Origin of the sequence: Gilvibacter sp. (assembly GCF_965601605.1) — a bacterium.
In the GTDB taxonomy this organism is placed as follows: domain Bacteria; phylum Bacteroidota; class Bacteroidia; order Flavobacteriales; family Flavobacteriaceae; genus Gilvibacter.
Genome location: NZ_CBFCWJ010000025.1, coordinates 38,648 through 52,802, shown reverse-complemented (window position 1 = coordinate 52,802; position 14,155 = coordinate 38,648). Strand labels below are relative to the sequence as shown.

The 14,155-nt window shown below is 41.4% G+C and carries 14 protein-coding genes; 5 read left to right on the top strand and 9 right to left on the bottom strand.

Annotated features, from left to right (window positions below):
• Positions 1 to 28 precede the first annotated feature (28 nt).
• The 3 genes from ACSLP7_RS06795 to rnr form a co-directional block, all read right to left on the bottom strand.
• A complete protein-coding gene (locus ACSLP7_RS06795) occupies positions 29 to 718 on the bottom strand; it encodes a LysE family translocator (RefSeq protein WP_291182529.1) in 690 nt (229 codons plus the stop codon).
• A 133-nt stretch (positions 719 to 851) separates the two neighbouring features.
• Positions 852 to 1,523 (bottom strand): head GIN domain-containing protein, encoded by a 672-nt coding sequence (locus tag ACSLP7_RS06790; RefSeq protein WP_435578598.1) that lies wholly within the window; start codon positions 1,521 to 1,523, stop codon positions 852 to 854.
• Positions 1,524 to 1,568: 45 nt separating this feature from the next.
• Positions 1,569 to 3,800: a ribonuclease R gene (rnr, locus tag ACSLP7_RS06785; RefSeq protein ID WP_435578597.1), complete on the bottom strand. Its 2,232-nt coding sequence runs from the start codon at positions 3,798 to 3,800 to the stop codon at positions 1,569 to 1,571.
• Between the two features lie 80 nt (positions 3,801 to 3,880).
• On the opposite strand from rnr, the gene ACSLP7_RS06780 reads away from it, so the two are divergent.
• The 5 genes from ACSLP7_RS06780 to ACSLP7_RS06760 all read left to right on the top strand — a co-directional run bounded on the left by ACSLP7_RS06780 (position 3,881) and on the right by ACSLP7_RS06760 (position 6,857).
• Entirely contained in the window at positions 3,881 to 4,120 is a 240-nt protein-coding gene (locus tag ACSLP7_RS06780) for a DUF2007 domain-containing protein (RefSeq protein WP_291182535.1), read from the top strand.
• Between the two features lie 500 nt (positions 4,121 to 4,620).
• Positions 4,621 to 5,052, top strand: a complete 432-nt coding sequence (gene rpiB, locus ACSLP7_RS06775) for a ribose 5-phosphate isomerase B (protein ID WP_291182537.1) — start codon at positions 4,621 to 4,623, stop codon at positions 5,050 to 5,052.
• Between the two features lie 10 nt (positions 5,053 to 5,062).
• Complete coding sequence (locus ACSLP7_RS06770) at positions 5,063 to 5,962, top strand: cation diffusion facilitator family transporter (protein ID WP_435578596.1); 900 nt, start codon at positions 5,063 to 5,065, stop codon at positions 5,960 to 5,962.
• Entirely contained in the window at positions 5,943 to 6,404 is a 462-nt protein-coding gene (locus ACSLP7_RS06765; RefSeq protein ID WP_435578595.1) for a GNAT family N-acetyltransferase, read from the top strand. Before ACSLP7_RS06770 ends, ACSLP7_RS06765 begins: the two co-directional genes overlap by 20 nt.
• A 3-nt stretch (positions 6,405 to 6,407) precedes the next feature.
• Positions 6,408 to 6,857, top strand: a complete 450-nt coding sequence (locus ACSLP7_RS06760) for a GNAT family N-acetyltransferase (RefSeq protein ID WP_435578594.1) — start codon at positions 6,408 to 6,410, stop codon at positions 6,855 to 6,857.
• A 1-nt stretch (position 6,858) separates the two neighbouring features.
• Here ACSLP7_RS06760 and ACSLP7_RS06755 read toward each other — a convergent pair whose 3' ends face one another.
• The 6 genes from ACSLP7_RS06755 to ACSLP7_RS06730 all read right to left on the bottom strand — a co-directional run bounded on the left by ACSLP7_RS06755 (position 6,859) and on the right by ACSLP7_RS06730 (position 14,119).
• Entirely contained in the window at positions 6,859 to 8,490 is a 1,632-nt protein-coding gene (locus tag ACSLP7_RS06755; RefSeq protein ID WP_435578593.1) for a S41 family peptidase, read from the bottom strand.
• A 10-nt stretch (positions 8,491 to 8,500) separates the two neighbouring features.
• A complete protein-coding gene (locus ACSLP7_RS06750; protein ID WP_435578592.1) occupies positions 8,501 to 9,331 on the bottom strand; it encodes a DUF4349 domain-containing protein in 831 nt (276 codons plus the stop codon).
• Positions 9,328 to 9,672 carry a ribonuclease P protein component gene (rnpA, locus tag ACSLP7_RS06745; RefSeq protein WP_435578591.1) on the bottom strand — a complete coding sequence of 115 codons (345 nt, stop codon included), beginning with the start codon at positions 9,670 to 9,672 and terminating at the stop codon, positions 9,328 to 9,330. Before rnpA ends, ACSLP7_RS06750 begins: the two co-directional genes overlap by 4 nt.
• 114 nt (positions 9,673 to 9,786) lie before the next feature.
• The gene (locus ACSLP7_RS06740) at positions 9,787 to 11,583 is read right to left on the bottom strand and encodes a M1 family metallopeptidase (RefSeq protein ID WP_435578590.1); all 1,797 of its coding nucleotides are present in this window, start codon (positions 11,581 to 11,583) and stop codon (positions 9,787 to 9,789) included.
• Positions 11,583 to 13,250 carry a S8 family peptidase gene (locus ACSLP7_RS06735; protein WP_435578589.1) on the bottom strand — a complete coding sequence of 556 codons (1,668 nt, stop codon included), beginning with the start codon at positions 13,248 to 13,250 and terminating at the stop codon, positions 11,583 to 11,585. The genes ACSLP7_RS06740 and ACSLP7_RS06735 overlap by 1 nt, the downstream gene beginning before the upstream one ends.
• 8 nt (positions 13,251 to 13,258) lie before the next feature.
• Positions 13,259 to 14,119, bottom strand: coding sequence for an MBL fold metallo-hydrolase (locus ACSLP7_RS06730; RefSeq protein WP_435578588.1), 861 nt, complete (start codon positions 14,117 to 14,119; stop codon positions 13,259 to 13,261).
• Positions 14,120 to 14,155: the final 36 nt, after the last annotated feature.

Here is a 14,155-nt window from a genome sequence, read left to right as displayed (position 1 = left end):
GAAAACCCGCTAGATTTAGCGGGTTTTTTTATTCTGTAGTTTCTGATTGTTCCGTCTGGAAATCTTGTATGCCTTGTTTTATAGACTGATTCGGGAAAAATCCTTGATAAAGTAGCATCATCCCAAAACCAATGATTAAAATACTCACCCAGCGTTTAGTTCTAAATATAAAGCGCGGTGTGAGTTTAGAACGCAACTTTTTTGCCAGGGTGATCTTGACAAGATCCGTAGAGAAAAAAACAATCAATACCGTTGCTAAAAATAAGATCACTCCTTGTTTGGAAGCGGTTAAGGCATTGGCCATGATCATAGTTCCTATCCATCCGGCAAGAACTCCGAAGTTCACAAAGTTCAAAAGGAATCCTTTTAAAAACAGTCCGGGCAAGTTCTTTTTAACGCTGACTGAATAGTGTTCCCGAACAATTTTAATAAATGATTTTGAGATCCGGATGTAGGAGATTATCCCGTAGATCACCAGTATAGCTCCTCCAAAAATGATCAGGTTGGGATCATTTTGAAGCTTTTCTAAGATCTTTTCTGTGCTGAAATAAACAAAGACAATAAAGAGAATGTCTGCAGTGAAAGCCCCAATATTGAAGAATAGTGCAGCTTTAAAACCTTTAGATATAGCGGTTTCTATCAGTGTAAAAAAAACAGGGCCTAGCGCAAAAGCCAGAACAAAACCATAAACTGCCGCATATAATAAGCCCTCTGTCATACTCCATAAAAGTACGAATATTTACAGGGGTAAAAAGTCAAATGTTTAGAAACCTTATTCCTTAGAATTATGACATAAAAAAAGCTCATAATCGCAAGGAATTATGAGCTTCAATTTTGAATTTGTTTTGTTGCTAATACATGCGCTCAATGCGGCCTCCAGCAAATGTTCTCTTTTTCAATTCAGCTGGTTCTCCGTAGACATAGATGTCTCCACCAGCGGTTACTTTTAATTCTGCCTTGTCTTTAGCGTGAATCTCAGCTTCACCTCCAGCAGCTATGGTTACTTTGGTGTAAGAAGTAATGAGTTCTTGGCCTTCATAAATTCCTCCGGTATTCAAAGTTACTTCTTGCCACTCCGTCTTACCTGAGGTCTCTAAAATACCACCGGTAACAGCGCGTGCTTTTAAACGCTTTACATCCAAACCAACCTTAATGGTTCCTCCTTCTTGAGCACGTAACTCCAGATCATCCTGAATTAAAGTTTCATTCACTGTGATATACGATCCTTCATTGGCGTCAATAGTTTCAATGCTTTTAAAATACACCTCTACAAAAGTGTCATTACCATCAAAACGTCTGTCAATTTCCATACGGATCTTCAATTTTCCGTTGTCATTGATGATCTTGACATAGTCAATATCACGTCCTTTAACCACCACGCGATTCTCATCCGCAGGGATCATATTGACTTCTATTAGATCAAAAACTTTAATGGTATTAAAATCTCCGACTTCCTTATTGATCTCTTGAGCAAAGATCTGGCTGGTAAATACCAGGGCTATAAGTGTAATTATCTGCTTCATTTTTCTTTAGATTTCTACACTAAGGATAGGGCAGGGCCTTAAATGTTACAGTGCATTGGGATAATCGTGTTCTTCTCGATGCCCGATCATATTATAATCCAGCTGTTTTTTAACCAAATCGGCATGCTTTAAAGTAATAAATACTTCATCTCCAAGTTGATACATCATTTTAGTAGATGCACCTACAACAGCCATTTGATCTCGGTCAAAATCAAAATGATCTTCTTTTAAATCACGCAAAGAAACCATTCCTTCACAGCGGTTACTCATGATCTCCACATAGATTCCCCATTCGGTCACCCCAGAAATCACCCCTAAGAATACTTCGTCTTTATACTGACTCATGTATTTGACCTGCATATACTTGATACTGTCGCGTTCTGCACTTGAGGCTGTATACTCCATATCGCTGCAGTGACCACAATCCCGTTCAAATTGATCTTTATCTGCACTTTTTCCTCCGTCTAAATAATGCTGCAACAAACGGTGCACCATCACATCCGGATAACGACGAATCGGTGAAGTAAAGTGCGAGTAATAATCAAAAGCCAATCCGTAATGACCAATATTATCAGTACTGTAAATAGCCTTACTCATGGATCGGATGGCTAAAGTATCTACCAGATTTTGCTCTTTAGCGCCTTGAACATCTTTTAAAAGTTGATTCAAAGCTGCAGTAGTTGATTTTCTGTCTTTTACAGAAAAACGATGTCCAAACTGATAAGCAATGTTTCCAAGTTGAGCCAGCTTTTCATCGTCTGGTTCATCGTGGATACGATACACAAAGGTCTTTGGAGGATCTTGTTTCCCGATAAATTCAGCCACTCGTCTATTGGCTAAAAGCATAAACTCTTCAATGAGTTTATTAGCATCTTTGGAAGTTTTAAAGAAGATCCCTTCTGGATTGTTGTCTTTATCTAAGTGGAATTTAGTTTCTACTTTATCAAAAGAAATGGCTCCAGCCTGCATACGTTTTTTACGCATGATCTTAGCGAGAAAATCAAGTGTTGAAATAGCTTCAACTAAAGGAGCTGGTACCTTATAAGCTCCATCACGAATCGAAATATCTTCTGGAATTTCTACCTCAGAAAACGGCGCTTGCTGCTTCGCTTCTATGACCACTTGAGCTTCTTCATAAGCATAACGCGCATCAGAATAAGTAACTGTACGCCCAAACCATTGGGATTGGATCTGAGCATTTTTATCAATCTCAAAAACTGCAGAGAAGGTGTATTTCTCTTCATTTGGACGCAAGGAACACGCGTTGTTTGAAAGTACTTCAGGCAACATAGGTACTACCCGATCCACCAGGTAAACAGAAGTAGCTCGTTCAAAAGCCTCTTCATCTAAAATGGTGCCTTCTTGCAAATAATGCGATACGTCTGCAATATGAATTCCAATCTCAAAATTGCCGTTTTCTAAGACTTGAAATGATAGCGCATCATCAAAATCTTTAGCGTCTTTTGGGTCAATGGTAAAGGTTAGAACCTTACGCATATCCCGTCTTTTATCAATCTCTTTTTGCGTGATCGAGGTATCTAAACCATCTGCAAAAGCTTGAACCTCAGGCGGAAATTCATATGGTAAACCGTATTGCGCTAAAATAGCATGGATCTCTGTATTGTGCTCACCTTCAGGACCAAAGGTTTTAATAATACTTCCAAATGGAGAGTCTGCAGACTCTGGCCAGTCCTCTAATTTAACCAACACTTTATCTCCATCTTGTGCCTTCCCGATCTTTCCTTTAGGAACAAAAATATCTACGGATAGTTTAGAAGCAGAAGTATCTACAAAGGCAAAATTCTTTTGAATCTGAATGGTTCCCACAAACTCAGTGCGTTTGCGCTGAATCACTCTTGTGATTTCTCCTTCTCGCTTACCACCTTTTCTGCGCTTGAAAATATAGACTTCAACGGTATCACCATTTAGGGCTCTATTGAGATTGCCTTGTTTTATAAAGACATCTTCTTGCATGCCTTCTACAATGACATAACCTTGTCCTCTACTGGTCACGTCAATGATACCTTCGTGATAAAAGGACTTCGCTACAATTTTGAACTTACCTCTATCAATTTCTTCAACTTGACCTTTGGTCTGTAATTGTCGGAGCTTTTTAATGATCTGGTTGCGTCCACTAGGATCTGTGACTTGCAATTTGGCAGCGATCTGTTTGTAGTTAAAACTCCTGGAAGGATCTTTTTTTAGGATACTGAGTATGCTTCGGCTAAGGTGCTGAATCTTAGTAACTCCCTTTTTCTTTCTTTTTTTCTTTCCCATTGGAAACTTTAAGCGACAAAAGTAGACCAATAAAGCGAGAATGCATTTTTTAAGCTTAAAAGATTTGGTAAATTAGATCAATGGAACGTTTTGAAACCATAGCCATATTCACCTATCCCTCAGAATATACCGTTCTAGAGCACCTGCTTCAGCAGCAGAGTATTCGCTACGTTTTTCAGAATGAAACCATGATCTCCGTTCTTCCCTTTCATTCTAACGCCATAGGCGGCATTCGTCTCAAAGTCCACCCAGAAGACAAAGACACTGCCATTCAAATCATCGAAGATCTAAAATCCTCAGGAAGCTTAAAGATTGTCTAAAACAGTTTTTAACACTATTTATATTATTCTCTTTTTTTCTTTTTTTTAAATTGATTTTAGTGGTGCTTATTATAGGGTGTTGAAAACTGGTAAAACTTCTTGTACACTTATTTTGATTCTGCTAATTAATGAGTTTATCTACGAGTTCTCAACAAGATATTAGAAATCTGACTGCTTGATTTTAAAAGATTTGGAGATTCTAATTCACAACTGTGAATAACTCCAATAAAAAGTGAATTTTTAATAAGTAGATCTGTGAACAGCTGTTAGAAAGTTGCTGTATTTTTGTAATAAGTTCATTAAAAGATGGAATAAGAAAAATTGGTTTCCGATTTGATTTTTATAAGGGACATTTCAGGTCAGACTTCCAAATTTTTTTATCGGTAAGCGGTAACATTTTATAAACATTTAATTTACATAAGACTGCTTTTTCAACATCCCTTGAACCTCAGCCTATTAGCTAAATTGACAACTATCTAACTTTTAAATACTTCGCAATTATGAAAATCGCCATTGGAAATGATCACGCCGGAACGGAATACAAAGCTGCCATAGTTGCACATTTAGAAGGGCAGGGACATCAAGTAAACAACCATGGAACAGATGATAGTTCTAGTGTTGATTATCCTGACTTTATCCACCCTGTGGCCACTGATGTTGAAAACGGTAGTGTAGATTTAGGGATCATTATTTGTGGGAGCGGAAATGGAGCTGCCATGACGGCTAATAAACATCAACAAGTGCGCGCTGCGCTTTGTTGGACTAAAGAGATCACTGAGCTAGCCAGACAGCACAACGATGCGAACGTTTTGAGCATCCCTGCGCGTTTCACCTCATTACCACAAGCCATTGCTATGGTGGATGTGTTTTTGGCTACTGAATTTGAAGGTGGACGTCACGCCAATCGCGTAAATAAGATCGCCTGTATGTAAATCAAATATCATGGGCGGGAACCATCATCAAAACGATACTAAGGGCACCAAACTTGTGGTGTCCATCCTGCTCAATGTGATCATTACAGCCTCCCAGGTTATTGGAGGTGTTATTTCGGGTAGTCTTGCCTTACTTTCTGATGCACTTCACAACTTTAGTGATGTCCTTTCTTTACTGATCAGTTATATTGCGGAACGACTTTCTAAACGATCTGCTTCTACCTCAAAGACCTTTGGGTATAAACGGGCAGAGATTATTGCGGCTTTTATCAATTCCAGTACACTGCTCATCGTGGCGGTGATCTTGATCATTGAATCTATTGAACGGTTTATCAGCCCTCAGGAAATTGAAAGCAATTTGGTGATCTGGCTTTCTGCCATTGCAATTGTGGCTAATGGATTGAGTGTTTTATTGCTGCGCAAGGAAGCTGAAACCAATATGAATATGCGTTCGGCTTATCTGCATTTATTGACCGATATGTCTGCATCGGTAGCTGTTTTGATTGGTGGATTATTAATGAAATACTACCAACTGTGGTGGGTGGATAGCCTCTTAACTTTAGCCATTGCTCTGTATTTGATATATATGGGATACGAGCTGTTCAAACAATCGCTTAAGGTGCTTATGTTATTTACTCCGGAGGGGATCCATATTGATAAGATCATTGAAACAGTTAATCAATATCCGAATGTAAAGGCCATGCACCATGTCCATGTATGGCAGGCCAATGAACACGAAACACATTTAGAAGCGCATTTGGATTTACAAGACGATATAAAGATCTCTGAATTTGACGCCCTTTTACTGCAAATAGAAGCGTATCTTCATAAAGAATTTGGAATCAATCACGTAAATATCCAACCGGAATTCAATAAAAACGACGCTAAAGATGTCATTGTCCAAGACTGATCTAAAAATAGAAGTAAAGACCTTTGAGCAGCTCAATATTCGCGAACTCTACGAGCTTTTACAATTACGCTGCGAGGTGTTTGTGGTGGAGCAAGATTGTGTATACCAAGATTTAGACGGCAAAGATCAAAAAGCGCTGCACATAATCGGAACACGTAATGATAAGATTGTGGCCTATACGCGCTGTTTTAAACCAGGAGATTATTTTCCAGAAGCTGCTATTGGTAGGGTAGTGGTCGAGGAAAAACACCGCAAGGACGGTTATGGACATCAGATCATGCAAGCGTCCATTGAGGCTATAACAGATACTTACAATACCAGCGTCATTAAACTATCTGCCCAGACCTATCTCATAGATTTTTACAACAGTCATGGTTTTCAAACAACAGGCGATTCCTATTTAGAAGATGGAATCCCCCATATTGCTATGATTAAAAGTTAAGCCATGCGTTTCCAAAGAGTCTCCAATACAGATTCCGATCTTTTGGCTTTGGTCCGTCAATTAGATGCTGAGCTAAAAGTTACTGACGGAGAAGATCACGCCTTTTACAATCAGTACAACGGCCTTGATGATATTCAACATTTGTTTCTCGTATTTACAGAAAATCGCGCGACCGCCTGCGGCGGTTTTAAAGCTTTAAATAAAACCACGGCGGAAATCAAACGCATGTATACAACGCCTGAAGCTCGAGGAAAAGGGATTGCAAAAGCGGTGCTTCAAGAGCTTGAAATTTGGGCCAAACTAGAAGGATTTCAACAGTTGGTACTAGAAACTGGCATACGTCAGCATGCTGCTATTGCCCTTTATGAATCCACAGGATTTATACGCATGGAAGAAAACTACGGGCCCTACAAAGGCCTTGAGGAAAGCTTCTGTTTTACAAAAGTCCTTTAGTCTATTTCAAGATTTTTGCATAGCGCTGGGGATCATTCAAGACCGCTAATGCTTCCAGGATCTCCGGATTGTTTACCACTTGGTACTCATAAAGTCCTTCTCTGTAGAAATAACGCTTTAAGATCTCTTGCTCCAAAAGCGACTTGATTTCTACTTTCTTGTCGCGAAGTTCATTCTGCTTTACAGCATCAATCTCGGAGCGCAAAGTAGTGTAGGCCTTTTTGATCTGATCTTGGAGCTCGTCACTTTTAGCCTTATTAAAGGCCGCATCAAAGGCTTTCTCGGTTTCTGTTTCGTACTCAAAACCGTTTTTGTTCAGGTATTTCACAAAAGCGTCAAAGTCAGAATCAGAGAAAGAGAAGTTCTCCCAAGAGTCTAAATTTTTCTTGTAATAGTATTCCGTGGCGTAGTTGAAAATGGCATTATCTCTTAACAGTGCCGTAGTAATTGGACTGTATTTAGAAGACTCCAATTCAATATCTGGTAAGATTCCACCGCCGTCATATACGGTTCTTCCACCGCGCGTTTTAAAGGCATTGTATTCACTAGGTTCGGCGCGCACAGGATCTCCGTTTTCATCACGATTCCAATAATCCAAGGCTTGAATACAACGTCCGCTTGGGGTGTAATATCTAGAGATGGTAATCTTGAGTTGGGTTCCGTAAGTCAAGTTCTTGGGCCTTTGAACAAGCCCTTTACCAAAACTTCGCGCACCAATAACCACCCCGCGATCCAAATCTTGAATGGCTCCAGAAACGATCTCGCTTGCAGAAGCAGAGCGTCCGTTAACCAATACCACCAGAGGAATTTCTGTATCCACAGGATCTTGTTGGGTCATATAACTGCGGTTGTATTTTTTAATAACCGATTTAGTAGTAGTAATTACTTCGCCTTTGTTGACAAATAGATTCACTACGTTGATCGCCTCATTAAGTAGCCCACCAGGATTACCGCGTAAATCCAAAATGATCTTGGTTGCACCCTCTTCTTTGAGGTCTTCCAAAGCTTTTCGGGTTTCAATAGTTGTCTTTGCATTGAACTTACTCAAAACAATATAACCCGTATCGCCGTTGATCAGCTTTGAAAAAGGAACGGCTTTAATGCCCACCGCTTCACGAGTAAGCTGGGTTGTATACTCTTTGCCTTGTCGCATATACGTGAGGCTCACCGTGGTGCCAGGAGCCCCTTTTAAAAGGTCTCCGGCATCATCAGTAAAGTCGCTTAAGGCGATGTTGTCAATCTTGATGATCTCATCGCCTGCTTTTAAGCCTGCTTTGTCAGCAGGATATCCTTTAAAGGGTTCCATCACTAGTATCTTCCCTTTCAATGTTCTTGCCGAGGCGCCGATTCCCGTATATTCTCCGGAATTATTAATTCTGGCGTCCTCTACTTCTTGCTCATTCCAGTAAACCGTATAAGGGTCCAGATCGTCCAACATGCCGGTAATGGCCTTGTCCATCAGTTCTGCAGGAGTGGTCTCGTCCACATAATTCATATTGAGTTCCTTGAACAAGGTGGTGAAGATCTCTACCTGTTTAGCGATTTCAAAAAAATCGTTTTTAAAAGCCGTAGTCCCGAACAAGATCAGTCCTAATACTACGGGAATTCCTATACGTTTTACGCGCTTGAGCATAGCTTTAATTTTATGAGTTTGCCGATCTAGCTGATCGTTTTAAATACCGTCGAACAAAAAAGAATACCACCCCTATAAGCAGTACAAAAGGCCAGAGATAGAGCACTCCAATAAAGAAGGTTAACAGTCCACTCCACCCACCTTTAAAGGCATTGGCAATTTTACTGCCAAAAGAAGCTTGAACTTGGGTTTCTACAGTCTCTTTGTAGAATCGTAAAGAGATAGTACTCATGCTTACTTGGCTCTGGAGGTAATTCAAACGGCCTTGTTTGGCTTCAATTTCTTCTCGAATACTTGCTAGTTCTCTTTCTATTTCCAGCATTTCTTTGACATTTTTCGCCTTTCCGAGAAGTTCCAAATAACGATCCTCCAGTGTGCGTTTGGCCTTGAGTCTAGCTTCCAGATCCACGAATTCTTCGCCGACGTCACGACGCGAAATTCGTTTGGTGTCAAAGTAATCAACCCCTTGACCAATAGAATCTACTAGAGGTCCAAAATTCGCAGACGGAACACGAATCACGAGGTTTCTATAAACTTGATTGTACGATTTTCCGGTATTGTCGTCTTGTAAATTTCCACCCTGAGCAGCAATTGCTTTACGAATGCGAGCATAAGTGCAATCCATATCGCGGGTTTGAAATTCAATCTCCGCGGTCTTAATGATCTTAGCGTCTTTGTTATCCGTTTCGCTGTATTCCGCAGTGGGTTCTGTGTTTAGATAGGAGTTGCCGTCTACATTTGCGACCCAACCGTCTGAATCTACAATTCCCAAAGTGCTTGATCCTGAGTCAGAACAAGCTAAAAAAGTCCCAAAAAGGGCGATAAATAAGGTTTTCATCATTCCAATTGTTTTAAAAGTTTTGCCATTGACAGGCGTAATTCAATTAAAGTTGGAAGATTTTTACCCGTGTAAATGAATAGCATCAAATACCGTGCAGAAGTTGAATCGACTGTATTTTTCTCCAATCGATACGCTTCTCGCATCAGGCGTTTGACACGGTTGCGGTCTACAGCTTTTTTAAAATTTCGCTTCGAGACGGCAAAAGCGGCTTTGTGTGCAGGCACATCAGCAGGCATAAAACGCATCAGCAAAGGAAAGGCCTTAGCCGTTTTGCCTTGAGCAAATAGGGCTTCGATCTGTTTGCTGCTCTTAAGTCGCTGGGAAGCTGGAAACTTTAACATAGGTTAAATGTAACCAATTAAGGCATTGGCAATTCCCAATTATTTCTAAAACTCCTGCTAAAAATAAAAAAGTCCTGCAAATGCAGGACTTTTGATCATGTATGATGCATAGAATTACATCTTTTTCATATTGTCATCTGGCTTGGCATCTGCCATTAAATTGGATGGGTCAATTTGAATGCTCTGAATGGTTTTTCCGTTGGATGGGATCTCAAAATCATAGGTTGGATAGGCCCAAGCCCAATCATCCAGTACGGTACGCTTAACACCGTCATAAGGATTGTCTTTTCCGCCACGCATCATGCGTAAAGGAATATAAAACGACTCTTTGGATCCGTCAGCATATGTAACCATAAGGTCAAGAGGCATAGGCATGAGTCCATTGCGCTTCAAGCTAACTTGCGTACCGCCCTCTGAGGCCACTACGTTCTCAATTCCGTAGTCGATAGTGTTGGTGGTTTGCCCAAAATCTTGCAAGTACCAATCCAATTCTAGCCCAGAAACCTTCTCCGCTACTCGAATAAAATCATTCGGCGTTGGGTGTTTGAAGGCAAATTCATCGTAGTATCGCTTGATGGTCTTGGCCAAGTTCTCTTGTCCAATCACATAACCCAATTGAGCCATAAACACCGCCCCTTTGCTATAAGCAGCAATACCATAAGCCATGTTGATGTCGTAACGATCCGCATGGGTGGTTAAAGGCTGTTCTTTCCCGCTGTTTGCCAGATAGATATAACTGCGATAACTTCCTCTGTGAGGGTTGTCTGAGTTCTCTCCCATGATCTCATTCATGGCGGCATTTGAAATATACGAGGTGAAACCTTCATCCATCCACTCGTGGATCGACTCATTAGTCGCCAATAGAAATTGGAACCAGCTGTGTGCCATTTCGTGAGCCGTCACTCCCACAAGAGAACCGAATTTACGCTCTCCAGTGATCAAGGTACACATGGCGTATTCCATACCTCCATCACCACCTTGGATCACAGAGTATTGCTTGTACGGATAATCACCGATGTGCTTGTTGAAGAACTCCAATAGTGCAGCTGTTTTAGGCTGTAACTCTTTCCAGTTCTTCAGGTTTGTTTCGCTCATCGTCTTTTTGTAGTAGAAGTTGAGCGTCACTCCATTGGCACCTTCATAAACGTCGTGAACAAAGTCAGGATCAGCTGCCCAAGTAAAATCGTGAACCATAGGCGCATCAAAAACATAGGTCGTCTTTCCACGCTTGGTTGTAGGCTCACCCACCAAATATCCAGTTCCTCCAACAACAAAATCCTTATCAATACTCAGGGTAACTTTCCAATCTCCCCAAACACCGTGGAACTCACGTCCAATATAAGGGTGTGCATGCCAACCTTGGAAGTCGTATTCTGCTAACTTCGGAAACCATTGGGTCATGGAGTAAGCTACGCCTTCTGCGTTGTAACGTCCGCTTCTACGGATCTGTACAGGAACTTGAGCGTCCCATTCCATATAGAATGTTGTGCTGGCTCCAGGTAAGATCGGCTGCGCCAAATCAACCTCCAAAACGGTACCTTCAATATTGTAGTTGAGATCTACACCGTTTTGAGTGAGTTTCATCGGTTTAATAAATCCGATTTCGTTCGGACTCAATTTGGAGATTCTGTCTTTTACCCGCGGATCTGCATCAGCGATGGTTCTAGAACGAACGTCCATTTCACTGCCAGGCTGAAAAGCGTTGAAATACAAATGATAGAATACACGATTCAAAGTATCTGGTGAATTATTGGTGTATTCTATGGTTTGTTTTCCTTTATACTGATGGCTTTCAACATCAAAGTCGATGTCCATAGTATAGTCGGCTTTTTGTTGCCAGTAGGAAGTGTTGTTCTGTGCAAAGCTGCTCAAGGTCAAGCAACCTACAAGCAGTAAAATGTAAGTTCTCATTATCGTGACATTTTATCGGCCATCAAGATGGCGTTGTACATATTGACCATTTTTCCAGAAACAGAAATCTGACCAAAGGCCTGTGCGTTAGCTGGATCTCCACCTAAAACAACATTCTGAGAAGAATCCAATCCACTCTTCATCAAGATGTCTTTTACTTGAGCTGCAGTTAAATTAGGATAGTAGGAACGAATAACTGCTGCTACACCCGCAGCCGCTGGAGCCGCCATAGAAGTACCTTGCTGGTATTCATAGGTGTTGTTTGGCATAGTAGACCAAATCTTAGTTCCAGGAGCAAACACGTCAACAGAAGTATTTCCGTAGTTGGAGAAGTTTGCTATCATTTCACTACCGTAATCGTGGTGCATTGCACCAATGGTAATAAAGTTATCTGCAATTTCAGCACCGTCTAATTCTTGATCGTTTGGATATACTTGAATACCGTCCAAGTCCAAGGCTTCATTACCTGCTGCGTTTACAATGAGTACGTCTTTGCTAGCCGCGTATTTGATAGCGTCCCAAACCCATTCTGGGTGTGGAGAATAGTATTTTCCAAAACTTGTATTGATCACTTTTGCACCGTTATCTGCTGCGTAACGAATTGCTAAAGCGATGTCTTTATCATACTCGTCACCGTCTGGCACTGCGCGCAATACCATGATCTCAACGTTGTTGGCTACACCATTCATTCCAATACCATTGTTGCGTTCTGCAGCAATGATACCGGCCACGTGAGTTCCGTGAGAAACGTCTTCTTTGTCAGCAGTTGGTCCGTCAACGTCGTTGTTTCCGTAAGTCTTGTCGTTCCAGTCGTCAGGATTGTCTCCTAGAACTCCTCTAAAGTCTGCTGTCATGTTGAAGTGTGAGTCCATACGCCCACCGAAGTAATCGATCCCTTCTTGAAGCTGATCCAAAACATCCGGCACTGTATCTCCGTATGTAAGCATCTGAGTCAACATCCCGATTTGCTGCTGTGTAGTAGCATCAGGATTAGCAATTCCTTGCAAATCTTTTGCAGTATAGTCTTCCTTCCCGAGTTTCTTAGCCATGGCTTCGTGAGCTGGCTTAACTTGGGCCAGGATAGCATTGTATTGGTTTAAAGTTCCCTGTACGTCAGCAACTTCTTTTTCGTATTCAGCTTTCGCCTTTTGATACATAGCATAATCTTCACGGTCTGCAGCGCTAATCGCCGACTCTGATTTACCGTCAAATTTAGGCCCTAGTTTGCGCATATAACGAACATACTCCATGTTCTCAGCCACTACATCGCCTAAGAAATTCCAACCATGGATATCGTCAATATAACCGTTGTTGTCGTCGTCTTTCCCGTTATTTGGAACCTCTCCTTTGTTCACCCAGATCACATCGTCTAGATCTTCATGCTCAATGTCGGTACCGCTATCAATTACTGCAACGATCACAGTTTCCCCTTTCTTTTTGTTGAGCAGTTCTGCATAGGCTTTGTCCACACTCATTCCTGGAATGGTGTCCATTACTAAGTCCGCAGCCCCCCAGCTTTTGGTTTGAGCCTCTGTAAGTGGCGCAACCTTTAAGGGTACTGAATCAATATTTCCGATAGGAGTTGAAACCAATGGAGCAGGACCTCCACAGGAAACCATAAACAGCGATAAACCTAACGCAGGAATGATCATCTTCTTCATATTCATAGGTATCATTAATTAAATAAGTTGTTAAATGTATGTGCTTGGTCAAATCGCACGCCTTTCTCGGTGTGCTTGACCGTAATAATTTCATGATGCGGATCGTGTTCTAAAAACAAGTACAAATCCTCGTTCGCTGCCCGATCCAAAAAAGCAGCTTTTTCATCCAAGGTCAACAATGGGCGCGTATCATATCCCATCACATAGGGAAGCGGAACATGTCCAGCTGTTGGGAGCAGATCTGCCATAAAAACTAAGGTCTTCCCTTTGTATTTGATGTGCGGGATCATTTGTTTTTCCGTGTGTCCATCGGCAAAAAGTATTCCAAAGCCCAATTCGCTTGACTCCGCATAAGGCAAACCTTGTGGATCCACAAAATGCAATTGTCCGCTTTCTTCTAGCGGCATGATGTTCTCTTTCAAAAAAGAGGCCTTTTCACGCGCATTCGGATTTACGGCCCAATCCCAGTGAGATTTGTTGGTCCAGTATTTAGCGTTTTTAAACGCGGGACGGTATCCACTTTTGTCTGCGTTCCAAACTACAGAACCTCCGCAGTGATCAAAATGCAAATGGGTCATAAAGACGTCGGTGATATCATCCGGATGAAATCCGTGCTTTGCCAAAGAACCTTCTAAATTGTAATCTCCCCAAAGGTAATAGTAGCCGAAGAATTTTTCGGATTGCTTATTACCCATTCCCGTATCGATCAAGATCAATCGATCGCCATCTTCTATGAGCAGGCAGCGTGCTGCCATATCGATCATATTGTTAGCATCTGCCGGATTGGTTCGTGTCCAAAGTGATTTGGGAACCACACCAAACATGGCTCCTCCGTCTAACTTGAAATTTCCGGATTCAATAGGGTAGAGGGTCATTCTCTTTAACAAAAGTTACGCAAATTACTAAAAGAC

Excerpts from the sequence above, each read along its gene's own strand:
- rnr (WP_435578597.1), bottom strand. The coding sequence starts at position 3,800 with ATGGGAAAGAAAAAAAGAAAGAAAAAGGGAGTTACTAAGATTCAGCAC.
- ACSLP7_RS06780 (WP_291182535.1), top strand. The coding sequence starts at position 3,881 with ATGGAACGTTTTGAAACCATAGCCATATTCACCTATCCCTCAGAATAT.
- rnpA (WP_435578591.1), bottom strand. The coding sequence starts at position 9,672 with ATGTTAAAGTTTCCAGCTTCCCAGCGACTTAAGAGCAGCAAACAGATC.
- ACSLP7_RS06750 (WP_435578592.1), bottom strand. The coding sequence starts at position 9,331 with ATGATGAAAACCTTATTTATCGCCCTTTTTGGGACTTTTTTAGCTTGT.
- ACSLP7_RS06740 (WP_435578590.1), bottom strand. The coding sequence starts at position 11,583 with ATGAGAACTTACATTTTACTGCTTGTAGGTTGCTTGACCTTGAGCAGC.
- rpiB (WP_291182537.1), top strand. The coding sequence starts at position 4,621 with ATGAAAATCGCCATTGGAAATGATCACGCCGGAACGGAATACAAAGCT.
- ACSLP7_RS06755 (WP_435578593.1), bottom strand. The coding sequence starts at position 8,490 with ATGCTCAAGCGCGTAAAACGTATAGGAATTCCCGTAGTATTAGGACTG.
- ACSLP7_RS06770 (WP_435578596.1), top strand. The coding sequence starts at position 5,063 with ATGGGCGGGAACCATCATCAAAACGATACTAAGGGCACCAAACTTGTG.
- ACSLP7_RS06730 (WP_435578588.1), bottom strand. The coding sequence starts at position 14,119 with ATGACCCTCTACCCTATTGAATCCGGAAATTTCAAGTTAGACGGAGGA.
- ACSLP7_RS06765 (WP_435578595.1), top strand. The coding sequence starts at position 5,943 with ATGTCATTGTCCAAGACTGATCTAAAAATAGAAGTAAAGACCTTTGAG.
- ACSLP7_RS06735 (WP_435578589.1), bottom strand. The coding sequence starts at position 13,250 with ATGAATATGAAGAAGATGATCATTCCTGCGTTAGGTTTATCGCTGTTT.
- ACSLP7_RS06795 (WP_291182529.1), bottom strand. The coding sequence starts at position 718 with ATGACAGAGGGCTTATTATATGCGGCAGTTTATGGTTTTGTTCTGGCT.
- ACSLP7_RS06790 (WP_435578598.1), bottom strand. The coding sequence starts at position 1,523 with ATGAAGCAGATAATTACACTTATAGCCCTGGTATTTACCAGCCAGATC.
- ACSLP7_RS06760 (WP_435578594.1), top strand. The coding sequence starts at position 6,408 with ATGCGTTTCCAAAGAGTCTCCAATACAGATTCCGATCTTTTGGCTTTG.